The 25,757-nt window shown below is 62.2% G+C and carries 22 protein-coding genes; 9 read left to right on the top strand and 13 right to left on the bottom strand.

The features are described from left to right. Positions 1 to 24 precede the first annotated feature (24 nt). Both LOY52_RS03390 and LOY52_RS03385 read left to right on the top strand, forming a co-directional pair. Positions 25 to 1,038 (top strand): zinc-binding alcohol dehydrogenase family protein, encoded by a 1,014-nt coding sequence (locus LOY52_RS03390; protein ID WP_258678185.1) that lies wholly within the window; start codon positions 25 to 27, stop codon positions 1,036 to 1,038. A 153-nt stretch (positions 1,039 to 1,191) separates the two neighbouring features. Beyond that, positions 1,192 to 1,365 carry a hypothetical protein gene (locus LOY52_RS03385; protein WP_007962962.1) on the top strand — a complete coding sequence of 58 codons (174 nt, stop codon included), beginning with the start codon at positions 1,192 to 1,194 and terminating at the stop codon, positions 1,363 to 1,365. 5 nt (positions 1,366 to 1,370) lie between these two features. On the opposite strand, the gene LOY52_RS03380 is transcribed toward LOY52_RS03385, so the two are convergent. Beyond that, on the bottom strand, positions 1,371 to 2,573 hold the full coding sequence (locus LOY52_RS03380; RefSeq protein ID WP_258678184.1) for a multidrug effflux MFS transporter: 1,203 nt from the start codon (positions 2,571 to 2,573) through the stop codon (positions 1,371 to 1,373). Between the two features lie 204 nt (positions 2,574 to 2,777). Beyond that, on the bottom strand, positions 2,778 to 2,978 hold the full coding sequence (locus LOY52_RS03375; RefSeq protein WP_258678183.1) for a heavy-metal-associated domain-containing protein: 201 nt from the start codon (positions 2,976 to 2,978) through the stop codon (positions 2,778 to 2,780). Between the two features lie 148 nt (positions 2,979 to 3,126). On the opposite strand from LOY52_RS03375, the gene LOY52_RS03370 reads away from it, so the two are divergent. From LOY52_RS03370 to cueR, 3 genes are all read left to right on the top strand, one after another. Next, on the top strand, positions 3,127 to 3,510 hold the full coding sequence (locus tag LOY52_RS03370; RefSeq protein ID WP_258678182.1) for a hypothetical protein: 384 nt from the start codon (positions 3,127 to 3,129) through the stop codon (positions 3,508 to 3,510). Positions 3,511 to 3,662: 152 nt separating this feature from the next. After that, a complete protein-coding gene (gene cueA / locus LOY52_RS03365) occupies positions 3,663 to 6,056 on the top strand; it encodes a copper resistance metal-translocating P1-type ATPase CueA (RefSeq protein ID WP_258678181.1) in 2,394 nt (797 codons plus the stop codon). Next, positions 6,053 to 6,466, top strand: coding sequence for a Cu(I)-responsive transcriptional regulator (gene cueR, locus LOY52_RS03360; RefSeq protein WP_007962968.1), 414 nt, complete (start codon positions 6,053 to 6,055; stop codon positions 6,464 to 6,466). The genes cueA and cueR overlap by 4 nt, the downstream gene beginning before the upstream one ends. Here the strand turns inward: cueR and LOY52_RS03355 are convergent. The 3 genes from LOY52_RS03355 to LOY52_RS03345 all read right to left on the bottom strand — a co-directional run bounded on the left by LOY52_RS03355 (position 6,420) and on the right by LOY52_RS03345 (position 10,255). Next, the gene (locus LOY52_RS03355; RefSeq protein WP_258678180.1) at positions 6,420 to 7,640 is read right to left on the bottom strand and encodes an MFS transporter; all 1,221 of its coding nucleotides are present in this window, start codon (positions 7,638 to 7,640) and stop codon (positions 6,420 to 6,422) included. The two genes, cueR and LOY52_RS03355, sit on opposite strands and share 47 nt — an antisense overlap. A gap of 149 nt (positions 7,641 to 7,789) precedes the next feature. Beyond that, on the bottom strand, positions 7,790 to 8,686 hold the full coding sequence (locus LOY52_RS03350) for a PA4780 family RIO1-like protein kinase (RefSeq protein ID WP_003221347.1): 897 nt from the start codon (positions 8,684 to 8,686) through the stop codon (positions 7,790 to 7,792). Between the two features lie 291 nt (positions 8,687 to 8,977). After that, on the bottom strand, positions 8,978 to 10,255 hold the full coding sequence (locus LOY52_RS03345; RefSeq protein ID WP_258678179.1) for an acetyl-CoA C-acetyltransferase: 1,278 nt from the start codon (positions 10,253 to 10,255) through the stop codon (positions 8,978 to 8,980). Positions 10,256 to 10,583: 328 nt separating this feature from the next. Here LOY52_RS03345 and LOY52_RS03340 point away from each other — a divergent pair, with 328 nt between their 5' ends. From LOY52_RS03340 to LOY52_RS03325, 4 genes are all read left to right on the top strand, one after another. Next, a complete protein-coding gene (locus tag LOY52_RS03340; protein ID WP_258678178.1) occupies positions 10,584 to 11,936 on the top strand; it encodes a 3-oxoacyl-ACP reductase in 1,353 nt (450 codons plus the stop codon). A gap of 2 nt (positions 11,937 to 11,938) precedes the next feature. Further along, positions 11,939 to 12,793 (top strand): MaoC/PaaZ C-terminal domain-containing protein, encoded by an 855-nt coding sequence (locus LOY52_RS03335; RefSeq protein ID WP_258678177.1) that lies wholly within the window; start codon positions 11,939 to 11,941, stop codon positions 12,791 to 12,793. Between the two features lie 304 nt (positions 12,794 to 13,097). Continuing rightward, positions 13,098 to 14,672 carry a collagen-like triple helix repeat-containing protein gene (locus LOY52_RS03330; protein WP_258678176.1) on the top strand — a complete coding sequence of 525 codons (1,575 nt, stop codon included), beginning with the start codon at positions 13,098 to 13,100 and terminating at the stop codon, positions 14,670 to 14,672. Positions 14,673 to 14,806: 134 nt separating this feature from the next. Next, positions 14,807 to 16,477 (top strand): ShlB/FhaC/HecB family hemolysin secretion/activation protein, encoded by a 1,671-nt coding sequence (locus tag LOY52_RS03325; RefSeq protein WP_258678175.1) that lies wholly within the window; start codon positions 14,807 to 14,809, stop codon positions 16,475 to 16,477. 145 nt (positions 16,478 to 16,622) lie between these two features. Here LOY52_RS03325 and LOY52_RS03320 read toward each other — a convergent pair whose 3' ends face one another. From LOY52_RS03320 to LOY52_RS03285, 8 genes are all read right to left on the bottom strand, one after another. Beyond that, positions 16,623 to 19,025, bottom strand: a complete 2,403-nt coding sequence (locus LOY52_RS03320) for an autotransporter outer membrane beta-barrel domain-containing protein (protein ID WP_258678174.1) — start codon at positions 19,023 to 19,025, stop codon at positions 16,623 to 16,625. A gap of 227 nt (positions 19,026 to 19,252) precedes the next feature. Further along, the gene (locus LOY52_RS03315) at positions 19,253 to 19,525 is read right to left on the bottom strand and encodes a DUF3613 domain-containing protein (RefSeq protein ID WP_258678173.1); all 273 of its coding nucleotides are present in this window, start codon (positions 19,523 to 19,525) and stop codon (positions 19,253 to 19,255) included. A gap of 17 nt (positions 19,526 to 19,542) precedes the next feature. Continuing rightward, a complete protein-coding gene (locus LOY52_RS03310) occupies positions 19,543 to 20,265 on the bottom strand; it encodes a tetratricopeptide repeat protein (RefSeq protein ID WP_258678172.1) in 723 nt (240 codons plus the stop codon). A gap of 23 nt (positions 20,266 to 20,288) precedes the next feature. Beyond that, on the bottom strand, positions 20,289 to 21,173 hold the full coding sequence (locus LOY52_RS03305) for a type II secretion system F family protein (protein WP_258678171.1): 885 nt from the start codon (positions 21,171 to 21,173) through the stop codon (positions 20,289 to 20,291). Between the two features lies 1 nt (position 21,174). After that, positions 21,175 to 22,059: a type II secretion system F family protein gene (locus tag LOY52_RS03300; RefSeq protein WP_258678170.1), complete on the bottom strand. Its 885-nt coding sequence runs from the start codon at positions 22,057 to 22,059 to the stop codon at positions 21,175 to 21,177. Between the two features lie 18 nt (positions 22,060 to 22,077). Continuing rightward, positions 22,078 to 23,346, bottom strand: a complete 1,269-nt coding sequence (locus tag LOY52_RS03295) for a CpaF family protein (RefSeq protein WP_258678169.1) — start codon at positions 23,344 to 23,346, stop codon at positions 22,078 to 22,080. After that, positions 23,343 to 24,533 carry a pilus assembly protein gene (locus tag LOY52_RS03290; protein WP_258678168.1) on the bottom strand — a complete coding sequence of 397 codons (1,191 nt, stop codon included), beginning with the start codon at positions 24,531 to 24,533 and terminating at the stop codon, positions 23,343 to 23,345. Before LOY52_RS03290 ends, LOY52_RS03295 begins: the two co-directional genes overlap by 4 nt. Beyond that, positions 24,530 to 25,753, bottom strand: coding sequence for a type II and III secretion system protein family protein (locus LOY52_RS03285; RefSeq protein WP_007963008.1), 1,224 nt, complete (start codon positions 25,751 to 25,753; stop codon positions 24,530 to 24,532). The genes LOY52_RS03290 and LOY52_RS03285 overlap by 4 nt, the downstream gene beginning before the upstream one ends. Between the last annotated feature and the right edge of the window lie 4 nt (positions 25,754 to 25,757).

The following is a 25,757-nucleotide window of genomic DNA, read 5'->3' as shown; positions in this document are numbered from 1 at the left end:
TCTATTACCGTTATGGAGCAAGTCATGAAAGCCATCGCCTATTACGCCTCCCTGCCGATCAGCAACGAGCAATCGCTGCAAGACATCGAACTGCCAGAGCCGGTCGCCGGCCCGCGCGACCTGTTGGTGGAAGTCAAAGCCATCTCGGTCAACCCGGTCGACACCAAGGTGCGGCAGAACGTGGCGCCGGAAAACGGCGCGGCAAAAGTGCTGGGCTGGGACGTCGCCGGTGTGGTCAAGGCGGTCGGCAGTGAAGTGACCCTGTTCAAGGCCGGCGACAAAGTGTTTTACGCCGGCTCGATCGCCCGCGCCGGTGGCAACAGCGAGCTGCACGTGGTCGACGAGCGCATTGTTGGCCACATGCCGAAATCCCTCGGTTTTGCCGAAGCCGCCGCGCTGCCGCTGACCGCGATTACCGCGTGGGAGCTGCTGTTCGAACGCCTGCAGATTCGTGAGGGCAAAGCGGATGAAGGGCAGAGTCTGCTGATCGTCGGTGCCGCTGGCGGCGTTGGTTCGATTCTCACCCAACTGGCCCGCCAGTTGACCGGGCTCAAGGTCATCGGCACCGCGTCCCGTGCACAGACTCGCGACTGGGTGACCGAGCTGGGTGCCGACCTGGTGATCGACCACAGCCAGCCATTGAGCGAAGAACTGCAGCGCGCCGGCATCGATCACGTGACCCACGTCGCCAGCCTGACCCAGACCGATCTGCACCTTGAGCAACTGGTCGAGGCCCTGGCGCCGCAAGGCAAACTCGCGCTGATCGACGATCCGAAGTCGCTGGACGTGAGCAAACTCAAGCGCAAGAGCCTGTCGCTGCACTGGGAGTTCATGTACACCCGCTCGCTGTTCGAAACCCCGGACATGATCGAGCAGCACAAACTGCTCAACCGCGTGGCCGAGCTGATTGATGCGGGGACCTTGAAAACTACGGTGGGCGAGCATTTCGGCACGATCAATGCGGCGAACCTGCGGCGCGCGCACGAGTTGCTGGAAAGCGGCAAAGCCAAGGGGAAAATTGTTTTAGAAAGTTTCTGAGAATCCGAAGGCCGCAATCAGCGCCAGACCATTTAAGGGCTGGCGCTGTTTTTTGCCGTCAGTCAGATGCTTCTGCGTTGTCACAAATGCGATCGTATTCAGGTCTACAATCGAAACCTCTGCGATGCATCTTTTACACAAGGGAGGTCAGCAATGAAGATCCTGATAAAAGAAGTGGCAAAGTCCCAATGGCAGGTTCGCCTGGACCAGCACGCCGTGACCTTTCGCAGTGAAGCCGAGGCCCTCGCCTTCACCCGCACCCTTGAAGCGCGCCTGCACGCGCCCCATCAGTTTCCCGACCCCGGACAGCAACGCGCCGCCGGCTGAGGCAATCAGGCTTCGGCCTGTGCTTGCGCCAGTGCCCGGGCATTCTGCAAATGCCGGGTGTACATCGCAACGCTCACCACCAGCAACCCGCACAGGCTGATGACCATCGCCATCGGCATGGCGCTGCCGTCGTGCAGAACGCCCACCAGCGAGGCCGCGCCGGAGGCCACGCTGAACTGCAGACAACCCATCAGTGCCGAGGCACTGCCGGCGCGTGCGCCCTGACCGTTCATCGCGCAAGCCGAGGCATTGGGCAGGATGCAGCCGAGGCTGGCGATACACACGAACAATGGGATCAACAGCGGCCACAAGGCTTCGGTGTGCATGGCGCTGACCGCAAGCAAAGTCACTCCGGCCAGCAGATACACCCACACCGCTCGTGCCAGCAGGAACGCCGGACCGCGCTTGGCCAACAGCCGCGCGTTGACCTGGGCCACCAGAATGAAGCCCGCCGCATTGGTGCCGAACAGCCAGCCGAAATGCTCGGCCGGTACGCCGTAGAGTTTGATGAAGACGAACGGCGAACCGGCGATATAGGAAAACATCCCGGCGACCGCGATACCACCGGTCAGGGCGTGGCCAAGAAACACCCGGTCGCCAAACAGCCGGCCGTATTGGCGCAACGCACCGGACAACGGCTGGCGCGGCACGTAGTCCGGCAGACTTTCCGGCAGACCCAGCGCCACAGCGAGGGCGGCCAGTGCGCTGAAGCCGGTCAGTGCGAGGAAGATCGACTGCCAACCCGTGGTGTTGACCAACAGACCGCCGAGCAGCGGCGCGAGGATCGGCGCCAACCCCATCACCAGCATCAGTTGCGAAAAGACTTTCGCCGAACCGACCGCATCACACTTGTCACTGACCACCGCCCGGGAAATCACCATCCCCGCACAGCCGCCCAGCGCCTGAACGAAACGCGCGCCGATCAGCCATTCCAGATTCGGTGCATAGGCACAGGCCAGCGAGGCCAGGGTGAACAGGCCGACACCGACCAACAGCGGCAGGCGCCGCCCAAACCGGTCCGCCACCGGGCCGTACAGCAACTGCCCGATCGACAGGCCGGCGAAATAGGCCGCCAGGGTCAGTTGCACATGCTTTTCATCAGTGCCAAAGGCCAGTGCCATCGACGGGAACGCCGGCAAATAAAAGTCGATCGCCAGCGGACCGAAGGCGCTCAAGGCACCGAGAATCAGAATGGTACGGAAGTTCATCAGGCATCCAGGTGGGATAGAAGTCGGCAGCCCGACAGTCTAGCCGCGCAGGGGCGCCTTGAACATTCCGATAGCTCGCTAACTATTAAAAAGTCGGACGAACTGCACAGCTAAGATCAAAAGATCGCAACCTGCGGCGGCTCCTACAAGAGCAACTCCAATCCTCTGTAGGAGCTGCCGAAGGCTGCGATCTTTTGCTTTTGATCACCCGGCCAATTTGACCGGGTAACCCTCTTCGCTGATGACCTCAATCACCTGCTCGGCACTTAGCGAACTTTCGACGCCGACTTCCTTGGCCGCCAGATCGACCCGCACGCTGGCCGCCGGATCCTTCGCTTGCACCGCGCTGGTGATGGCTTTGACACAGTGACCGCAAGACATGCCTTGAACACTGAACACTTGCATGGATGGACTCCTTTGAGTGAGGTTGCCGGCAGTGTCGAGCTTGCCACCATGGCAAGGTCAAGTTCTGCAGAAATCTGCCGGGCTGGCAATCGGCGTCACGCTCAGCCAAGCTGCGTGCATCAATGACTCAAATTCAGGAGATTCAGCCATGCGCTGGTCAGCTTTCAGCCTGTTTGGCCTGCTCAGCCTCTTCGCCGCCCTGCCCCAGGCCAATGCGACCGGTGAGGACTACGCGGTTCTGATCATCTCGCGCGAGCGTCTGGAAGTGCCGACTCCCTGCGAGATTGGCGTGTATATCAATGATGAACTCGCAGCGCGCCTGCTGCAGGAACAGACCACTTCGTTCAACCTGCCCCACGGCACGATTTCCATTCGGCTGAAACAGTTGCCTGGCCAGGTGCCGGGTTGCCAGGCAGGCATGCTCGCGCCGCCCGCGCAGGAGCTCTCGCTCAAGGCCGGTGATGTGGTGAAGTACCGGATCGCGGCAAATGCCAAAGGCTTGTACCTGCGACCTGCCGCCCTCGAATACTGAGTCAACCGCCAAAAGATCGCAGCCTTCGGCAGCTCCTACATTGGAATGCAATCCAACTGTAGGAGCTGCCGAAGGCTGCGATCTTTTGCGCTTGACCTTGCCCGCATGGCAAGGTTGATCCTTGTAGGCATCTTCTACAGGGAGTAAGACCGATGTCCGATTCCATCACTTTCGATCTGCCGATTGCCGGCATGACCTGCGCCAGTTGCGCCGGGCGTGTCGAGCGGGCGTTGCGCAAAGTCAGCGGCGCCAGTGGCGTCAGCGTCAATCTCGCCACCGAACAGGCCCGTGTACAGGCGCCCGGCGACAGCTTGCCGGCGCTGATGGAGGCGGTTGAACGCGCCGGTTACAGCGTGCCGCAGCAGACGGTGGAGTTGAGCATCGACGGCATGACCTGCGCTTCGTGCGTCGGTCGCGTCGAGCGCGCCCTGAACAAAGTCCCCGGGGTAAAAAGCGTCAGCGTCAACCTCGCCAACGAACGCGCGCACCTCGAATGGCTCGGTCAGGTCGATCCGCAATTGCTGCTCGACGCCGTGAGCAAGGCCGGCTACTCGGCCAGCGTCTGGCAAGCCGAAGCCCCCGCCACCGATAACCAGCAACAGCGCCTGCAACATGAGCGCTGGGCGCTGATCTGCGCCATCGCCCTGGCCTTGCCGCTGGTGCTGCCGATGCTGCTGCAACCGTTCGGCATTCACTGGATGCTTCCGGCCTGGGCGCAATTCGCCCTCGCCACCCCGGTGCAATTCATTTTCGGTGCACGGTTTTACGTGGCCGCGTGGAAAGCCGTTCGCGCCGGCGCCGGTAACATGGATTTGCTGGTCGCCCTCGGCACCAGCGCCGGTTATGGCTTGAGCCTGTACGAATGGGCGACCGCCGCCGGGCGTATGCCGCATCTGTATTTCGAAGCCTCAGCCGTGGTGATCGCCCTGGTGCTGCTCGGCAAATATCTGGAAAGCCGCGCCAAGCGTCAGACCGCTAGCGCCATCCGCGCTCTGGAAGCCTTACGCCCGGAACGGGCGATTCAAGTCATTGACGGTCGCGAACAGGACGTGGCAATCAGCGCCCTGCGTCTGAACGATCAGGTCTTGGTCAAACCCGGTGAACGTTTCCCGGTAGACGGCGAAGTATTTGAAGGCCAAAGCCACGCCGACGAAGCGCTGATCAGCGGCGAAAGCCTGCCAGTGCCAAAACAGCCGGGCGACAAGGTCACCGGTGGTGCGATCAACGGTGAAGGCCGACTGCTGGTGCGCACCACCGCCCTAGGCGCAGAAAGCGTGTTGGCGCGAATCATCCGTCTGGTCGAGGACGCTCAGGCGGCAAAAGCGCCGATCCAGAAACTGGTGGATAAGGTCAGCCAGGTGTTCGTGCCCACCGTGTTGCTGATCGCCCTCGCCACCCTGATCGGCTGGTGGCTGTACGGCGCGCCTATGGAAACAGCATTGATCAACGCGGTCGCTGTGCTGGTGATTGCCTGTCCATGTGCCCTCGGCCTCGCCACGCCGACGGCGATCATGGCCGGCACGGGTGTGGCTGCGCGTCACGGGATTCTGATCAAGGATGCCGAAGCGCTGGAACGTGCCCATGCAGTCGACAACGTGGTCTTCGACAAGACCGGCACGCTGACTTCCGGCACCCCGCGTATCGCCCATTTCAGCGCGGTGGATGGTGATGAGAATACGTTGCTGACAACGGCCGGTGCCCTGCAACGCGGCAGCGAACATCCACTGGCCAAAGCCGTGCTGGACGCTGCTGCCGAGCGTGGCTTGCAGGTGCCGGATGTCAGCGACAGTCAGTCCCTGACCGGACGCGGCATCGCTGGCACGCTTGATGGTCGGCGCCTGGCGCTGGGCAATCGGCGCTTGCTGGAAGAAAGTGGCCTGAGCGCGGGCAATCTCGCCGAGTCCGCCAAGGCTTGGGAAAGCCAAGGCCGAACCCTGTCGTGGCTGATCGAGCAAAGCCCGGAACCGCGAGTGCTCGGCTTGTTCGCCTTCGGCGACACGCTCAAGCCCGGCGCACTGCAAGCGGTGCAACAACTGGCTGCCCGAGGTATCCACAGCCATCTGCTGACTGGCGACAACCGTGGCAGTGCGCGCGTGGTGGCCGAGGCGCTGGGCATTGAAAACGTTCACGCCGAAGTGCTCCCCGCCGACAAAGCCGCGACCGTCGCCGAACTGAAGAAAACCGGCGTGGTGGCGATGGTCGGCGACGGCATCAACGACGCCCCCGCACTGGCCGCTGCCGACATCGGTATCGCCATGGGCGGCGGCACGGACGTGGCGATGCACGCCGCCGGTATCACCCTGATGCGCGGCGATCCGCGGCTGGTGCCGGCGGCACTGGAGATCAGCCGCAAGACCTACGCGAAGATCCGCCAGAACCTGTTCTGGGCCTTCGTCTACAACCTGATCGGCATTCCGCTGGCAGCGCTCGGCTTCCTCAATCCGGTGCTGGCCGGTGCGGCGATGGCGCTGTCGAGCGTCAGCGTGGTGAGCAATGCGCTACTGTTGAAAACCTGGAAACCGAAGGATCTGGAGGAGCACCGATGAACATCGGCCAAGCGGCCCGACACAGCGGCCTGAGCGCAAAGATGATCCGCTATTACGAGTCGATCGGCCTGCTCAAGGCTGCCCATCGCACCGACAGCGGCTACCGGGTCTACAGCGACGATGACCTGCACACCCTGGCGTTCATCAAGCGCTCGCGGGACCTGGGTTTTTCCCTGGAGGAAGTCGGCAAACTGCTGACCCTGTGGCAGGATCGCCAGCGTGCCAGTGCCGATGTGAAAGCGCTGGCGCGTCAGCACATCGACGAGCTGAATCAGAAGATCCGCGAACTCGGCGAGTTACGCGACACCCTGCAGGATCTGGTCGAGCACTGTAATGGCGACCATCGCCCCGACTGTCCGATCCTCAAGGAACTGGCGTCGGGCTGCTGCGCGCAACCCGCCCGCGCCTGAGCGCCAGCCACTTCACGGTCAACAAGGTGCCGAGCGGGAGGCCGTGGAACAGCATGACCACGGCACCCGGCGTCCACCAATCGTAGAACGGCGCAGCGATCAACATGCCGACGCCGAACCCGGTCATTTGCAGCAAGGTCAGGAAACTGAAAATCGGCAGACGCAAATACTCAGGCTCACGTTGCAGGCGCGACATCAGGCCGACTTCGGAAACGCCATCACCCAACCCCGCCGGCAGGGAAAACAGCAGCAGACCGAGCAGGCTGTGTTGCTGGAACATCAGGATGAAGCCGCAGGACATCAACGCCACGCCGAAGAAATACCGGCGCTCCAGATCACGGTTATCCGTGCCTTTGAGGCGACTGGCAATCCGCGCGCCGAGCAGTTTGCCGCTGGCCCATACTGCCAGCATCAGGCCCAGCGTGGTGCTCGCCGAATCGGGTGTGAGCAATTTGGAGATGATCGGAAATCCGACGTTATGCGCGGCACTGCCCAAGGTGTCGGCCATGGTCACGGCGAGCATCGCCGCAATCACTGGAGCGCTGCGCAAGCCTTGTTTCAGGGCTGACCATTCGCCGCGTTCGCTGGTTGATTGTTCGCTGACTTCTGCAGCGGTGAAGCGCAACGGCGCAACCAACAGCGCCGCCAGCACATAGGTCAGTGCGTTGAGCGCAAACACCGTTTCGAAACCGAACGCCGCCACCAGCAAACCGGAGACCAGACTGCCGCCAACCATCGCCGCCGATGACGCCGAGGTGATCCAGGCATTGGTTTTCAGTAGCTGCACCGATTCGATCAACCTCGGCAGCTGGCTATTGAGACCGATGGCGAACATCGAGTTGCCAAAGCCCAGGCCGAAAGCGATTACCGGCAACAGCAACGCCTGCTGGCTCACCGGCAGGATCAACAGCAGCCCGAGCAGCGCCGCGCGCAGCAGATCGAAGGCAATCAGCGGCACCCGGCCATTCCAGCGCCGGTAGAAGCGTGTACCCATCAGGCTGGCAAAAATCCCCCCGCCGACCCGACTGGCGAGGAACACCCCGACGCTCATGGCGCTGTTGCTCAGCAGGTAAACGTAAGTCGCCAGCGCGACCATGTTGAGGAAGGCGCCGAAGTCGGAAATCAGCCGGGCGGTGATGATGAGGCGGGCGTTGTGCGAGGCGTTCACATACATTCCTTGTAGGAGCTGCCGAAGGCTGCGATCTGTTGATCTGGCCTTTTAAAATCCAGGGCAAAAGATCGCAGCCTTCGGCAGCTCCTACAAGGTGTCCACGCGTACCAAGTACAAAAAACCCGGCCGAAGCCGGGTTTCTGTTCATGCGCTTACTGCATCCACGGTGGCGGAGGCGGTTCGTCGGACTTGCCTTTGGGCTCGTCATCCGCCGCACGGATCGCCTGCTTGCGCTCTTCGTCGAGCCGCGCCGCTTCGATCTCGCGCAACACACCGCCAACGTCGGCCAGATCTTCTGGATCGTCGAACTCACCGGTCAGCACGCTGTTGGGGTGCAAGGTGCCGGCTTCGTACAGCGCCCACATTTCTTTCGCGTAGCGGGTCTGCTTCAGCTCCGGGGCAAAACGCCCGAAGTACGAAGCCATGTTGCCCACATCGCGCTCGAGCATGCTGAACGCGTGGTTGTTGCCGGCGGCATCCACTGCCTGCGGCAGGTCGATGATCACCGGGCCGGTCGGGGTCAGCAGCACGTTGAACTCCGAGAGGTCACCGTGCACCAGACCGGTACACAACATCAGCACGATCTGCGAGATCAGGAACGCGTGATATTCGCGGGCCTGATCCGGCTCCAGCACCACGTCGTTCAGACGCGGCGCGGCATCGCCATATTCGTCGGCCACCAGCTCCATCAGCAGCACGCCATCGAGAAAGTCGTACGGCTTGGGCACTCGCACGCCGGCACCGGCCAGACGGAACAGCGCCGCGACTTCGGCGTTCTGCCAGGCGTCTTCGGTCTCCTTGCGACCGAATTTCGAACCCTTGGCCATCGCCCGGGCCTGCCGGCTGTTACGCACCTTGCGGCCTTCCTGATACTCGGCTGCCTGGCGGAAACTGCGTTTGTTCGCCTCCTTGTAAACCTTCGCGCAACGTAACTGGTTACCGCAGCGCACCACATAAACAGCTGCTTCTTTCCCACTCATGAGTGGGCGCAGCACTTCGTCGACCAGACCGTCTTCGATCAGGGGTTCAATGCGTTTTGGAGTCTTCATCAGCTTTTATTGTGGGTCCTTTATTACCAAACACGCGAATGTCACTCGTTATACGGCAATCCTCGCGCTACGGGGAGGGGTTGCCGACCTGTGAACCCTGTGGATGCACACACTGTGCCGAAATAATCGAGCTTTGCCGATCATAGCCGAGCCGACCTTACTTGTAGCTATCGGCCGTCGAGGGCATTTGCGACAGAATCTGACACGCGAAGGTGATGAAAAGATTCAAGGTCAAAAGATCGCAGCCTGCGGCAGCGCCTACAAGAGACTGGCGCCGAAGGCTGCGATCTTTTAGCGTTCGATGATTGCGGTGACACCCTGCCCCCCAGCCGCGCAGATCGAAATCAGCCCCCTGCCCTTGCCCGCCGCATCCAGCAGTTTCGCCAGGTTGGCGACAATCCGCCCACCGGTCGCGGCAAACGGATGCCCTGCCGCCAGCGAGCTGCCTTTCACGTTTAACCGGCTACGGTCGATCGAGCCCAGCGGTGCGTCCAGCCCCAAACGCGTCTTGCAATATTCAGGGTCTTCCCAGGCCTTGAGCGTGCACAGCACCTGCGCGGCGAACGCTTCGTGAATTTCGTAGTAATCGAAGTCTTGCAGGGTCAGCCCATTACGCGCCAGCAGGCGCGGCACCGCATACACCGGCGCCATCAACAGGCCTTCGGCGCCGTTGACGAAATCCACCGCCGCCGCTTCGCCATCGCGCAAATAGGCGAGGATCGGCAAACCGCGTTCCTTCGCCCACTCCTCACTCGCCAGCAGGACTACCGAGGCGCCGTCGGTGAGTGGAGTGGAGTTCCCCGCCGTCAGCGTGCCCTTGGCGCTTTTTTCGAAAGCGGGTTTGAGCGTGGCGAGTTTTTCCAGGGTCAGGTCCGGGCGCAGATTGTTGTCGCGGGTCAGGCCGAGGAACGGTGTCATCAGGTCGTTGTGCCAGCCTTCGCTGTAGGACGCGGCGAGTTTGTGATGGCTTTCGAGGGCCAGTTGATCCTGCTCCTCACGGGGAATGTTCCAGGTCTGCGCCATCAGTTCGCAGTGCTGGCCCATCGACAGGCCGGTACGCGGTTCGCCGTTACGCGGAAACTCCGGGATCAGGTGCCGCAGGCGCAGTTGCAGAAAGGTTTTCAGCTTGTCGCCGGTGGTCTTGGCGCGGTTGGCCTGCAGGAGGATTTTGCGCAAGCCTTCGCTGACGCTGATCGGCGCGTCCGAGGTGGTGTCGACGCCACCGGCAATGCCGCAGTCGATCTGGCCGAGGGCAATTTTGTTGGCTACCAGCAGCGCTGCTTCCAGCCCGGTGCCGCAGGCTTGCTGAATGTCATAGGCCGGGGTGGCCGGCGACAGCCGCGAGCCGAGCACGCATTCGCGGGTCAGGTTCATATCCCGTGACAATTTAAGCACCGCCCCCGCCACCACTTCGCCGATACGCAGGCCGTGCAGGTTGTAGCGTTCGATCAGGCCTTCAAGCGCGGCGGTGAGCATCACCTGATTGCTGGCAGTGGCGTACGGCCCGTTGGAGCGGGCGAAAGGAATACGGTTACCACCGATAATGGCGACGCGGCGCAGCTGACTCATGAAAAGCTCCTTTTCCAAATGGTCGAATTCACCTGAATCCTCTGTAGAAGTGACCTGTGGCGAGGGGATTCATCCCCGATGGGGCGCGCAGCGGCCCCCTCATTGCAATCGCTATACATTGCGACTGCTTCGCAGCCGATCAGGGATAAATCCCCTCGCCACAGGTCACTCCTACAGGGTTCAACGTTGTTTCTGAATTTGTGTTTGGCCACACAACCATCGGCGGCCAACTACTCTGCTGTTCTAGCGTAGGCCTTATTGCGTGGATCGAACGATTGATTGCCGTTGGTAGTCCACACTTTGAACCCCAACTTTTGGAGAGCGTTCCATGTCTGACCGCTATATCGACTTCGCCAACTCATCCATCGGCCACCGCCTGGTCGGGGCTTTGGGCCTGCCGTCGCCGGTGCGGCTGGAACGCTGGCAGGCCGGACGCCTGCGCCCGGTGGACGGTGCGTTGCTGATCGGCGGCGGACCGCTGGCCGAGCGGGTCAATGCGTTCGCCAACCGCCTGACCGACTCGATCTACAGCTACGGCAGCGAACCGTCGCTGGCCACCGCGTGGATTCCCGGGCACGGGCCGAAACTCAAGGCCGTGGTGTTCGATGCCAGCGATCTGCAGCACACCGACCAGCTCAAACAGCTGCGCGAGTTCTTCCAGCCGTTAATGAAAAACCTCGACAGCAGCGCGCACCTGGTGATTCTCGGCCGTGCCCCGGAAACCCTGCGCGAGCCCTTTGCATCCAGTGCGCAACGTGCACTCGAAGGCTTTTCGCGCTCGCTGGCCAAAGAGCTGCGCAGCGGCGGTACGCTGCAACTGATCTATGTCGGTGAGGGTGCAGAAGATCAACTGGAAGGCCCGCTGCGATTTTTCCTGTCGCCGAAAAGTGCCTTTGTCTCCGGGCAAGTGATTCGCCTGACCGCATGCGCTACACCGGTCACCGACTGGACGCGGCCATTGGCCGGACGCAAGGCGCTGGTCACCGGTGCGGCACGCGGGATCGGCGCATCCATCGCCGAAACCCTGGCCCGCGACGGCGCCGAGGTGATTCTGCTCGATGTACCACCGGCCAAGACCGATCTGGAAGCCCTCGCCGCGCGCCTCGGCGGCCGGGCGATCACCCTCGACATCTGCGCCGAAGACGCCGCGGCGCAATTGGTCGAACAGCTGCCGGAGGGCCTCGACATTCTGGTGCACAACGCCGGGATCACCCGCGACAAGACCCTGGCCAACATGACCCCGGAATTCTGGGACGCGGTGCTGGCGGTCAATCTCAATGCCCCGCAAGTGCTGACCAAGGCCCTGCTCGACAGCGGCACCCTGCACGACAATGCGCGGGTGATTCTGCTGGCTTCGATCAGCGGCATCGCCGGCAATCGCGGACAGACCAACTACGCCGCGAGCAAGGCCGGACTGATCGGCCTGGCCCAGGCGTGGGCGCCGACGCTGCACGAACGCGGCATCAGCATCAACGCCGTGGCCCCGGGCTTCATCGAAACCCAGATGACCGCGCACATCCCGTTCGGCCTGCGTGAGGCCGGCCGGCGCATGAGTTCGCTGGGCCAGGGCGGTTTGCCGCAAGACGTCGCCGAAGCCGTCGCGTGGCTGGCGCAACCGGGCACCGGTGCCTTCACCGGCCAGTCATTGCGGGTCTGTGGACAAAGTGTTCTGGGGGCATAGGCATGAGCATTGAATGGCACACCCTCGACCGCGAACCGAGCCTGCCCGGCCTTTACGCGCGGGCCGCGACCCGGCGCAAGATTACCGGCACCCGATTGCCCGACAGCGGTTTGCGCTGTTGGGTCGATGTCGACGGCCAGAAGCTGGCGGCCTATCGCAAGGTCTGCGGCTTTGCCGATGACGGCCTGCTGCCGCCGACTTATCCACACATCCTCGCGTTCGCCCTGCAGATGCAATTGCTCACGGCCAGGGAATTTCCGTTCCCGCTGCTGGGGCTGATTCATCTGAGCAACCGCATACGCGTGTTGCGGCCCATGGGCGGGATCAGTCGCGCGCAAGTCAGTGTTCGCGTGCACAACCTGCAGCCGCATCCCAAAGGTGCGACCTTCGACGTACTGACCACTTTGGACGATCAACTCGGGCCGCTGTGGGAAGCCGAAAGCCAGATGCTCTGTCGCGGAGTGAAACTCGACGGCGAACCCGTCGAGCAACACTGGGAACCGTCCCAGGTGTTGACGCAAGTCGCGCAATGGAAAGCCCCGGCCGATATCGGTCGGCAGTACGCCAAAGTCTCGGGCGACTACAACCCGATTCACTTGAGCGCGGCCAGCGCCAAACTGTTCGGTTTTCCCACGGCGATTGCTCACGGCTTGTGGAACAAGGCACGTACTCTCGCCGCACTGGCGGATCACCTGCCCAAGGCCAACCTTGAAATCGCCGTGCACTTTCGCAAACCGGTGCGCTTGCCCAGTGAGGTTTCATTACTGGCAAGTTCGGCGGGGTCGAGCGGCGAATTGCGCCTGATCGGCGCCGGTGATCTGGAACACATGGTCGGGCTGTGGCAACCGGTTGCCTGACCTCTCGCCCCCGGGCAAGCCTGTAAATTGTGTATATATCACTTAAGTTTTTCCGCGCTTGGCACCGCACTCTGAAAAACTCCAGGCCTTGATTTTCAAGGCCTTTTTTTATGCGTCTATATCCTGGGTATTAGTCCTTAGGCACTGCGCGGCGCCTTATATATAAAGGCGTTAATACCAACTTGAGAATGGTGGGAAAGCACCGCGCGATCGAGATTGGCACCACGGACGAGGCATTACCGGCGACAGATCGGTGAGCCATCGAAAACGACGAATGTTGTTACAGGTGCAAGGAATCTCAATCATGAAAACTCAAGTGTGGTGCAAATCGGCAACAGCTCTGGCATTGATCCTCTCCCTTGGCCTCGCTGGCTGCAGCAGCGGCGGTGGCGGCCATCACAGCAGCTCCGGCAGCTCTTCGCCAGACAGCGCGACGTCGGGCACTGGCGGCACGGGTGGTACTGGCGGCACAGGCAATACCGCAGGCACAGGCGGTACTGGTGGTACTGGTGGAACCGGCGGAACAGGTACCACGGGCGGTACCGATCCAAGCAACCCGACCAATCCAACGAATCCGACCAATCCGACGGACCCAACCAATCCGACCAACCCGACCACCACCCCGCTGGTGACTACCACCCTGGTGCAGGATGTCGGCAAAACCGTTGCGGGCGTCGGCGATGGCGTCGGCCAGGTCGGTGATTCGCTGAGCACCGTTCCAGTCGTCGGTGGCGTCGTGCAAAGTGCGGCCAACACCGCTGGCAACGTGGTCAGCACCTTGGGCAATGGCGTGGCCAACGGCATTGGCAAACTGGGCACTGTCGACAACGGTCTGGGCGTCACCGCATCCTCGGTGGGCGGCGTGGTCAGCGATGTCGGCAACGGTGTATCGGACCTGAGCGGCAAACTGGCGACCGCCACCGGCAGCGTTCCGGTCGTCGGCGGCGTGGTCACCAAAGTCGCCCCGGTACTCGACGGCGTCGGTGAAAAAGTCACCATGCTCGGCGACACCCTGAGCCTGGCCACTACCACCGGTCCACTCGGTTCAGTGACCAAGAGTGTCGGCAACGGTCTGGTGCCCGTGATTGCGATGGTGGAAAGCACCACCGACAAAGTCGGCGATGCGACCGGCCTCGGCGCTCCGCTCAATGGCGTGATCGGCCAGGTCGGTGGCGCAGTCAAAGGTCTGGGCGGCCAAGTCACGGGTGCCGGCAGCGGCAATGCTGTGACCAACACGCTTGGCGGCGCGTTGACCAACGTCGGCACCGCGGTTGGCAAAGCCGGCGGGCTGGTGGACAACGGCACAACGTCCGGTGGTGGATTGGGCGGCGGTCTCGGTGGCGGCCTCGGCGGTACCGGCTTGCTGCAAACGGTTGGCGGTGCCGTGGTCAACGTCGGTGCCGGTCTGAACGCCGGCAGCACCAACGGCGTGGTCAGTGCTGGCGGCGTCACGGCTGGCGGACTGGGCAATACCATCGCCTCGCTCAACACCGTACTCGGCGGCTCGGGTACTCCGATCACCGCCACTACCTCGCCACTGGCGACCGTCGGCGCCACCGTCGGTGCCGGGCTTAATCCGGTCACCAGTGCAGTCACCAGCGTGACCCAACAAGTTGGCGCAGCAACAGGCCTGGGTGCTCCGGTCGCCGGCCTCACCGGTCAGGTCGGCGGCGCAGTCAGCACGGTTGGCGCCACCATCGCGTCCACCAACAACCCGGTCACTACCGCCGTCGGTGGTGTGGTCAGCAACGTCGGCGCTACCGTTGGTGCGGTCGGCGGCCTGCTCAACGGCGGCACCAGTACCGGCGGCACTGCAACCGGTGGCCTGGGTGGTGTACTCGGTGGCCTGACCGGCGGTCTGGGAGGAAACAAACGCTAAATTGCACCTGGCCGATTCGACGGCCTCACCTACAGCGCCTACGCTTGGTTGAGGGCGGAAGATTCCCACGAGTCTTCCGCTTTTTTCTTAGGAAAAATTCAACCCAGCGCTGTGATCTGACCATGGAGTGTCCTATGCGCGTAATGGCATCCCTGCTGTTCCTCAGTATCAGTTCCGCCGCCCTCGCCGACACCCTGCCCAGCTTTCTCAACAGCAACGAAACCACGCGTAACCTGCCCGTGCCGAACCTTCCGGCAGATGCCTATCGCCCCGCCGCCACGCCCCTGCAAGTACCCGACCCGGGCGCCGCGACTGCGCAACCGTTGTTGATGGAGACCAAAGTCAACCTGAAAACCGTGCAGATCGAAGGCGGCACGATCTACCCGCTCAACGAACTGGCCGAAGTCTACAAACCCCTGATCGGCCATCAGACCAGCCTCGCCGACCTGATCGAAGCCACACGCGACATCACCCGGCGCTACCAGAAGGACGGCTATCTGCTGTCCTATGCCTTCCTGCCGCAACAGCGTTTCGACGACGGCGTAGCCCGAGTGGTGCTGGTCGAAGGTTATGTGCGCGATGTGCAGGTGCAGGGCGATGTCGGCCGGGTCAAAGGCCTGCTCGACGAACTGGCAGCCAAAATCCAGGCAGAACGCCCGCTGACCCGCAAGACCTTCGAACGCTACACCACCCTGATGACCCGCATCCCCGGCGTGACCCTCCAGGCGCAAGTACCGCCGCCCGGCAACACCGACGGCGCAACAACACTGGTGGCCCAGGCCAGCCGCAAACCGTTCACCAGCACCATGAGCACCACCGAAGACAACCGCAATGGCACCCAGGCGTTGCTGGGGGTCAGCAGCAACTCGCAGACCGCCATGGGCGAGCAATTGACCCTCAGCGGTCTGTTTCCGCCGGGCGACGATCACGAGCGCTACTACCGTGTGGACTACAACCAGTTTCTCAACAGTGAAGGCACGCAACTGAGCCTGTTTGCCTCACGCTACCGGGCCGATCCGGGCACCAATGTGCTCACCAGCGACGGCTTCGAACTCAAGCCGCACAAGGAGGACGATCGTTACTCCATCGGCGTCAGCCACCCGTTCATTGCCGCCTCCAACGAACTGCTTAACGCGGGAGCACGGCTCTATGCCGTGGATGATAAAAACCGCTACAACGTAGTCGGCTATCCGATCAGCATCGAAGAGCGCACCAACGTGCGTGCCCTCGCTTTCGAAGGCGACTGGCGCAAGACTGATGCCCGGCAACTGCGGATTCTCAGTGGTGGCGTGTATCAGGGTCTGGACAGCATGGGCGCGCATTCCAACAACCCGGCGCTGGACCTGAACTTCCTGCGCCTGCGCCTCTCCGGGGTGCAAAGCGACAAGTTCTTCGACAACTGGCAAGGCGTGCTGTCGGCCGCACTCTACTGGAGCGACGACACCCTGCCTGACAGCGAGCGTGCGGTGTTCGGCGGGCAGAATTTCGGCCGTGGTTACCCGGACGATCAGGCGTCGGGCGACAAGGGCTGGGGCGCAGCTTACGAGGTCAACTACAGCTTCAATCGCGACGGCAACTGGGTGCGCATCCTGCAGCCGTACGTGGTGCTGGACCGTTCGAAAACCTGGTTCAACAAGCTGGCGGTGCAGAGCAATGACCTGTCATCGGCAGCAGTAGGCCTGCGTTTCGGCGATGCCAAGTACTACAACATTGCGTTGGAGGCCGCCAAGCCGATGTCGGATGAAGCGCTGGATACATTCAATCGTCGGGCGCGATACAGCATCAGTTTCAGCTATCAGTTGTAGTGGCCGGGATAACTTTTCAGCCTTGGCTCAAACCCAGTGTGGGAGCGAGCCTGCTCGCGAAAGCGGTGGATCAGCCAGCATTTTTGCCGACTGACACTACGCCTTCGCGAGCAGGCTCGCTCCCACAGGTTTTACGCGATGTGGATCAGAACGCGTAACGCACCTTCGCGGTGAAACTGTCGGAGTCGAAACCACTGGAGGTCAGATAGTTGTATGAGCCGCCGACGCTCCACGCGCCCATCCGGTAGTTGGCGCCCAGGCCCAGTTCATAGCTGTCACGCACCGGAGTGGTACCGCGGCTGACGGACGACTCGCCCCCCAGCACGAAGGCCGATGTGGTGCTGACCTTGTCACCGATGAAGTCATGCCAGGCCATCAGCTTCGCTTCCGGTTCCAGGCTGCCGCTGCCGACATCGAATGCCGCCGCCAGGCGTGCACCGACGCCCATCTCACCGACTTCATAACGCTGACTGCCGACACTCAGCGACGCCGAGCTGCCCTTCTCGCGATACGCATCCATGCCCACATTGGCATAGCGCGCGCCGACCTGTGGCTCCAGCACCACATCAGGCATCAGCCGCAGGCTGTACCCGGCCAGTGCGCTCACGCCGAATACGTCACTGTCGTAATCAGCCTTGGCCTGAGTGCCAGCGATATAACGTTTGGATTCGTTGTCGTTCCAGCCGTACATCAGCGACGCGTCGACGAACCAGTTGTCATGCACCCAGTTGCTGTACAGCGTCAGCGCATGCCCAGTGACTTTGGTCTTGTTACCGAGATCGGATTTCACGTCGGTATCGAGGTAGCTGTAGGCCAGACCCAGTGTGGTATCGGCATTCAACTGACCATCGGCACCGACCGCGATCCCGTGGCTGTCGGCGTCATAACCGGCGACACCGCGACGCTCGTTCTGATTGGCATCGCTGCTCAAGGCTTGCAGCCATACGCCTTTTTCCGGGGCGCCGGTGGCTGAGCGTGCGCGACTGGAGCGATCATTGATCACGCCGGAGACCAGCGTCTGGTTGTTGGTGGCCGCGTGCAGTACACCACGGCTGACATCCGGGCTGAGGGTTTCACTCAGGCGCGCCAGTTCGGCATCGGTGCCGGCGTTGGCGAATGCCTGGAACACCGGATCCTGTTCATCGAGGCGTGCCAGCAGTCCTGGCACATGCCCGACCGCCGTCGCCGCATTATCACTGCCGCCGACTGCCAGGGTGTTCTCGGCCAGCACCTCGCTCGACTTGGTCGTCACCACGCTGGTGATGTCGTTACCGACCACACCGAAGCTCTTCACATCCAGCAGCGCGGAGGTCGAGGTCACAGTCAGGTTGCTGCCACCGACCAGATTCCCCGAGCTGATCAGGGTGTAACGCGTTCCACCGGGGCTCACGCGAAAATCACTGGAACGTGCCAGCAGACGCAGTTGCGCGCCCGGGGCGATATCGGTGGTGCCGGTGACTTTCAGCACAGGCAATGCCGGGTTGGTGTCATTGCCCAGGTACATCTCCAGCACCGAGTTCGACTCTTCCATATCGAAGTCGCCGATAAAGGTGGTGTGCGGCTTCATCAGGGTCAGCGTGCCCTCTTCGATGGTGACGTAGCCGGAGCGGATGGTCGCACCGTCGAAAGTCGCATCACCGTCGACCAGTACGCCGGACAGGCCGAGCAGGTCACCCTTCACCGCGCCGCCATAGAAATAAAAGTAGCTCGTGCCGTCATCGACCTGGATCGCCGCCTTGCCACCCTCGATCAACCCGTTCATTTGATAGATGCCAAAAGGCAGGGCGCCACTGGCCTGACCGCTGACATGCACACCGATGTCTTCGCCGGAGATGGTTCCGCCGTTCCACAGCGCGGTGGAATTGGCGCCAACCGGAGCGCTGAACTTGACCCCCTCGAACACTACCGCCTCGGCATTGGCACCGGTCGCACGGATAGTCCCGGTGTTGTTGACCGACTGGCTCAGCGTCGCACCATCGAGCAATACGCCCAATGCATCAGTACCGCTTGCGCTGATGGTGCCTCGGTTGCTGAGCCCGGTCATGTTGGTATGCACCAGCAACAGGCCACTGGCGGTCTGGCCGCTGACGTCGATGCTGCCACTGTTGACCAACGAATCGCCCAGCGTGCTGCCGAGATCGGAAATACCGCTGGAGGTGCCAGCGTCGGCCAGACCGTGAACTGAAATAGAGCCTTCGTTGAGCAGCGCGCCGGCGATTTTGGTCGGCACCACTCCAGCGGTTCCCAGACTGATCCCGGTGCCGAACCTGGCGCCGCCGATCTGGATGTTGCCGGTGTTGCGCAGTTGATCCGCCGTCACTCCCGAGAGCTGAGCGCCGTAGGTCGTACTCACTTGGGAAACAGGAGCGATGTTGCCGTTACCACTCAGAGTGATCAGCCCCCAGTTCTGCAGGTTACTGGTCAGCGGGCCGCCACTCAGGTCGTGGTTCAGGCTCGCGCCGGCGGCGATAGCCATAGAAGTGTGCAAAGCGGCGGCGGCGGAGATGGAGAGCGCCAGGACAGAGCGGCGCAGGCAAACGATAGTCACGCGAGATTCCCTTCCAAAACATGAGAAACAGTTTCAGCAGGGTTCATTACGTGATTCAGGCATCCCTACCGTCCCACCAGGTCATCCCGGTTCGGGCGCGGGGAATTTACACGAGCCATCATTTTGGCACCACACAAAAGTCAAAGGGATGGCGTCAATTTTCAGGGCAATACCTAGAGTATCCGCTCAGGCCGTAGTCTCCTGCGCGCTTGAGCTTTGCGATCAACCTAGTTCTTGGTCTCGATCTTGCCGCCCGCATCCGGGTCGTAGAAATCCGGAATCTCGTATTTGTACTTTTTCAACCAGCGTTGCAGCGCCAGCTCCCGCTCCGCCGCCGTGGCGGTTTGCGGTTTGGGCGAGGCGGCCTGGTTGCGACTTTGCAGCACCAGCCAGCCTTCGGTTTCCTGCTGCTGCGCCGAGGCCGGGCCGGCGTCGATCGCCTGGGCGGCGAACGGCACGCTGAGCAGGGCCAGGCAGCAAACACTGTGCAAGGTGTTCATGGTCATCTCCCGAAGTGTCACTTGAGCGCCGACGGTTGTGGGTCAGCCACCACCGCCACCTGATTACCGGCCGCGGTCGGAGCCTTGGCCGGCACCTTGAGTTTTTCCGCGCGGGCCTGGGCGTCGGCGAACTGCTCCGGCGTCAGGTGCGCGCGGCTGACGATTTCGGCGGCTTGCTGCCAGTTGTTCTGATACAGCAGCAAACTCACCAGATTCAGCGTGGCCAGTTGATCGTTCTGCTTGAGTTCAATAGCGGTCAGAAACTCGAAGCGCGCGTCTTCAAGACGCAACTGGTTGAGGTAGACCACGCCCAGGTCATTGCGGATCTTTTCATTGGTCGGCGCCAGACGTACCGCGCGCTGCAAGTGCGCCTGGGCCTGGCCGTTGTCGCCACGGGCGGCATAGATCTGGCCCAGGCCATGTTCGGCGTCCGCCGTCAGACAGGTGCCGAGCAAACCGCGATACAGCGGCTCGGCTTCACTGCGCCCGAGCAAGCGGTAGACCCTGGCCTTGCGCAGGCGTACCTCGACCAGTTTGTCGGGCAGGCTTTGCAGGTTGGCCAGGCTGGCGTGCAGCTTGCCGTCGTTGGCCAGATCGTCTGCCAGGTTCAACGCCAGTTCCTGTTCGGAATCGAGCTTGCTGCAACTGGTCGGTGCGAGCATCGCCGACCACGGCGCCTGGCCGTCGGTGGCGCAACCACCGAGCAACAACAGACTTGCCACGACAATCAGTGCTTTCATCAAACGCTCTCCATGAGCCAACGTCAGTTTGCAAATGCCCGGGTAATCGCAGTGAACCCCGGGCCGGCCAGTACGATCAGCAAGGCAGGAAACAGAAACAGCATCATCACCACCGACATCTTCGCCGACATCTTCGAAATGTATTCCTGCAGTCGGGTCAGGCGGCGGTCGTCGAGCAATTGCTTGAGCGCCAGCAGCGATTTCATCGCCCCGCCGCCCTGCTGAATCAATTGCTGCAGGATCACGCAGGTGTCGGTGAACTCATCGACCGCGAGCATCACCGAGGCCTTGTTCAGTTCCTGCCCCAACTCCAGGCCCGAGTCGACCCGCGCCAGAATCAGGCGCAGTTCGCGGGTCAGTTCCGGCAGCAGTTTCTGCCCTTCGGTGCTGAGCACGCGCAAGGCTTGTTCAACCGCCATGCCCGACTCGAAGAGGATGCGCAGCAGCGGGATGAACGTGGAGATTTCCACGGCGATGGTTTTCTGCCGACGCCCGGCGGCGTAAGCCAGCAAGCGCTTGGGCAACAGATAACCGGCACCGGTGGCGAGCATTGGCACGATCCAGCGGTTGGCGGCGTGGGGGAAAAACACTTCCTGCAGAAAGATCGCCAGCCCCAACGCCAGTAGCGGCGTGCCGATCTGGCAGGCGGCGAACAGCGAGCGCTCACTGGCGCGGCGCCAGCCGAGGCGACTGAGCAGGGTCTGGGTTTCGCTGTCGATGCTGACTGAGCGCTGGCCGAACCTGCTGTTGCCCAGAGCCCGCAGCCAGCTACCGAAACGGTTCTCGCGCACCAGATGCCCCTGCAAACGCTGGTTGACCTGGCGCACCCGGCGGCGCTCGGTCAGCAGGTGATTGACCACCAGCAACAGCGCGCCGAGCAGCAGCATCAGAGCGGCGAGATAGACCATTTCAAATACTCCGCAACATGCGCCACAGCGCCAGGCAACCGGTCACTTGCAACATCACGGCGATGATCAACATGGTCCGACCACCGGAGTCATGCCACATGCCGAGCATGTAGCCGGGGTTGGTCAGCATGAAGTAGCTCACCAGAATCACCGGCAGCGAACCCAGCACCCATGCGGTCATGCGTGTTTCGCCAGTCAGTGCGCGCAGTTGCCGGGCGCCCTGGTCACGTTCGCGGATCAGCTTGATCAGGTTCTCCAACAGCTCGCTGGCATTGCCGCCGTAGCGATGGTTGACCTTGAGGCCGAGGGCGAACATGCGCAATTCGTCCTGTTCGTAGAGTTCGGCGAAATCGCTGACCGCATCCGGCAGATTGACCCCCAGCTGCACGTTGCGCTGCACCCGGCCCATGGCTTTTTTCAGCGGATCGTCGCTCGATTCGATGCCGCCCATGACCGCGTCGCTCAAGGTGCGGCCGGACTTGAGACTGCGCACGGTGTAGTCGAGCAACTGCGGCAACTGCTCGATCATGCGTTTGATCCGCCGGTGGTACAGCCAGGAAATGTACAGGCGCAAGATCAGCGGTGGCGCCAGCAGCATCGCCAGCAAACCGATCCAGTCCGCCAATAAATAACCCAGGACAATCGCCACGCCCCACAGGGTCATCCACAGCCCGAAACGTTCGGTGGGTCGGCCAAGCCCGGCGCGCAAAAACATCCGTTCAAGCCCGACCCAGGTCGGCTTCTGCGCGGCCAGTTGCGGCTGCCCCGCCGCGAGACGATTGAGCACCCGTTCGTTGCTGGTCTTGTGGATGCCGTGCACGAACAGCCAGATCGACAGCCCGAGCAGAATCAGACACAGGAGGATGAGAATGGCCGGTCCGATCATGATGCAAGTCCCATGCGGTCAGCCCAGGTGGGTCTCGTGACGCAACTTGTCGCCCGCCGGATTGACCGCTTCGCGCAGGAAGCCGAAACCGGTACGCCGATCAAGGCGAAACAAGGTGTTGGTGACGTAGACGTCTTCGCGGATGCCGACCACTTCTACCACCTCACTGACACAGCGGCGGCCATCGGGCATGCGGGTCAGCTGGATGATCACGTCGAGGGCGGCGCAGATCATCTGGCGCAGGGTGCGCTCGGCGATCGAGCGACCGGTGAGACCCACCAGCGTCTCCAGGCGCAACAAGGCGTCCTGCGCATTGTTGGCGTGCACGGTGCTCATCGAGCCGTCGTGACCGGTGTTCATCGCGGTCAGCACATCGACCACTTCGACCCCACGAATTTCACCGAGGATGATCCGGTCGGGACGCATGCGCAGGGCGTTGCGAATCAGGTCGCTGGCCTTCACTTCGCCGTGGCCCTCGGCATTTGGCGGGCGGGTTTCCAGGCGCACGACGTGCGGGTGGCCGAGCTGCAATTCCGCGACGTCTTCGATGGTCACCAGACGTTCGTGGGGGTTGATCAACTGACTGAGAATGTTCAGCAGCGTGGTCTTGCCGGTGCCGGTACCGCCGCTGATCAGCACGTTACAACGCTTGCCCACCGCCTCCTGGAGGAACTCGAAAATCGCCAGATCGATGGTCTGCATCGCCATCAGGTCGCTGCTCTTGAGCATGTCCTTGCGAAATTTCCGGATCGACAGGCACGGACCATCGAGGGCGATCGGCGGAATGATCGCGTTGACCCGGCTGCCGTCCGGCAGACGCGCATCGACCATCGGCGAGGACTCGTCGAGGCGTCGCCCGAGTGGCGCGAGAATCCGTTGCATGACCCGTTCGACGTGGTGCGCGTCGATAAAACGCAGGTCACTCTGATGCAGCACGCCATCGCGTTCGATAAACACCCGGTGCGGGCCGTTGACCAGAATCTCGGTCACTGACTGATCGCGCAGCAACACTTCCAGCGGGCCGAAACCGGTGAGTTCGTCGACGATTTCCTCGGCCAGCCGCTCCATCTCGTAACGGGAAATCGCCAGGTGCAGGCGGGCGATGTATTCGGCGACCTTGTCGGTGACAAACTGCGCCAGCAACTGGCGCGAGCCCTCCAGCAGGTTTTTCCCCGACTCTTCGATGGCGTCGATGATGTAGCGATGCAGGACCAGTTTCAGGCCTTCGTGATCGGTATTGCCGGCCGCGCCGCGCGGTACCGCGCCGAACAGTTTTTCCGCGCTCATGAGGTGCCTCGCAAGCGGTCGAACCAAGTGACTTTGGGTTTGGCCAGGCCTTCGGAGCGCTTGGCCAGACGCTCGCCGAGAGCACGCAGGCTTTGCGTGAGTTTTTCCCGTGGGGCCAGTTCGAACAGGCTGACGCCCTGGTTCTTGGCGTTCAGGCGCACTTCGGCATTGGCGGCCAATACCGCGATCACTTCAAGGTTGAAGGTTTTGCCCAGGGTTTCAGCATCCGGGGCCACGCTGCCCAGATAGCCGTCTACCAGCAGACGCGCGTGGTCGAGCTTCATGCCTTTCTCGCGCCAAAGATTGAGCACGGTCAGGTTGCGGCGGCAGTTGAGCACGTTCTGATCGGTGTACCAGATCAGCTTGTCGCAGTGGCTGACAAAGGTGCGCAAGGCTTCACTGTCGGACTGCCCGGTGAGGTTCACGACGATATGCTGGAAGTGTTGGCGCAAGGCGCTGAGCAACATGTACAGCTCGGCGGCACTGGTGCTTTCCAGCGGCTCGTCGCTGCTGGCATACGCCAGAATCCGCAGCCCCGCTTCAGCGCTGGTGAAGGCACTGTCGATCAGCGTCGCGTCGAGCCTGCGCAAGTGACGCAAGGCATCGCCGAAGTGGAACGAACTCTCAAGCCCGAGCAACGCCAGGCTGTCGCCGCGCGGCAGGCCCAGATCCAACAGCAAGGTCTGCTGTCCGCTCTTTTGCACCACCTGCGCCATATGGTTGGCCAGCAGCGCGCCATCCGAATAGCTCTGCGTGCCGTACAACACCGTAAGGCCACCAAGCTGCGTGTTGGCCGCCACCGGTGGCAGACGTTTGTTCAGGCGCCGCACCAGCCCCGCGACCTCACTGGCCCGCGAACCGTAGGCGACGAAATCCCGGGCGCCGGCACGCATGGCATTGAGCACCAATTGATTGTCCATACCGTCGCCGAGCGCGACGATGGCGAGCATCGGTTTGGCTTCCAGCGCGCCTTCGATCAACGCACTCTGCGCCACCACATGGTCGCGATCGAGGCCGACGAACACCAGGCTGGCGAAGGTGACGTCGACCAGCGCCAGCAACTCGTCCAGGCTCCCGGCCCCGGCACTCACCACCTGGCCCAGCGGCGCGAGTGCGCCTTGCAGCCACTCCAGATCGGTACTGTTACGGGTGATCGCCAGAAAGGTCTGGCTCAGGTTCTGGTTCATTGGGACAGCCCACTGCGTTTGTCGAAGTTGCCGTTTTCGAGGAAGAACATGCGGTAGAAATTCGGGTCGTAGTTGCGCAGTTTTTCCCCCGGCAGCGACGGCAGTTGCGCGTCCGCTGCCAGTGGCTGCACCAGATGCGGGGTGACAATCATCAGCAGTTCGCGCTCTTCGCGCTTGATCTGCGAGCCTTTGAAAAAGGCACCGAGCACCGGGATATCGCCCAGCCCCGGAAACTTGTTCACTTGCGAGGTGTTGGTGGTGCTGATCAGGCCGCTGATCACGAAGCTTTCGCCGTCGGCCAGCGAGACGCTGGTGTCGGTGCGGCGGATGGTCAGGGCCGGCACGGTGGTGCCGGCGATTTGCACGGCGTTACTCAAATCCAGTTCGCTGACTTCCGGTGCGACTTTCAGCGCGATGCGGTCGTGGCTGATGACGGTCGGGGTCAGGGTCAGGCGAATACCGAACTCCTTGTACTCGATCGACACGTTGTCGCTGCCGGCGCTGGGCACCGGAATCGGGATTTCACCACCGGCCAGAAAACTTGCGCTCTGCCCGCTCAACGCCACCAAGCTTGGGCGCGCAAGGGTGTAGGCGAAACCGCTGGTTTCCAGGGCGTTGATGATCGCCATGGTCTTGCCGCCGATCCACGAGAAATTGAACAGGCCGTTATCCACCGGCAGCCTCGGCGTCGGCACGCCATCGATGGGTGGCAACGTACCGGGCGATCCGAATAGAAAGTTGCCCCGGGTGCCGATCAGCGAAGCGGTGGCTTCCTTGAGTTTGGTGCGGCTGACTTCGACGAAACGAATGTCGGTCTGCACTTGCGAGGGCAGCGTCGGATCATCAGAAGGCATTCTACTGGCGCTGGTCAGTGCGGCGGTGGCACTGCCCTTGACGAACACCATGCTCTGGCGCGGCTCACTGGAGCACGACGTCCAGACCATCAGGCTGGTGGCGCCGGGAGCCACCCCGGTGAGTAGAAACGAGGCGCTGCCGGTGTCATGCACATCGGCGATCTTCGGATCGCCGATGGCCACGCGGGTGATCGCCACCGGCGACTGGATGTCCTGCTGGAAGCCCTCGCCGATCTCGATCACCGGCGGCATACGGCCGAGCGCCGAGCAATTGCCGGTGGCCGCGACGGCGGCGTTGATCGACAGTCCCATCAGTATCAAGGCCCGGACTACAGGTGTTAATAGCGGCCTGAATCGACTCTGCATGCAC

The sequence above is a fragment of the Pseudomonas sp. B21-051 genome (genome assembly GCF_024748795.1).
GTDB classification, from domain to species: Bacteria; Pseudomonadota; Gammaproteobacteria; order Pseudomonadales; family Pseudomonadaceae; genus Aquipseudomonas; species Aquipseudomonas putida_A.
This window is presented reverse-complemented; position numbering and strand designations above follow the sequence as displayed.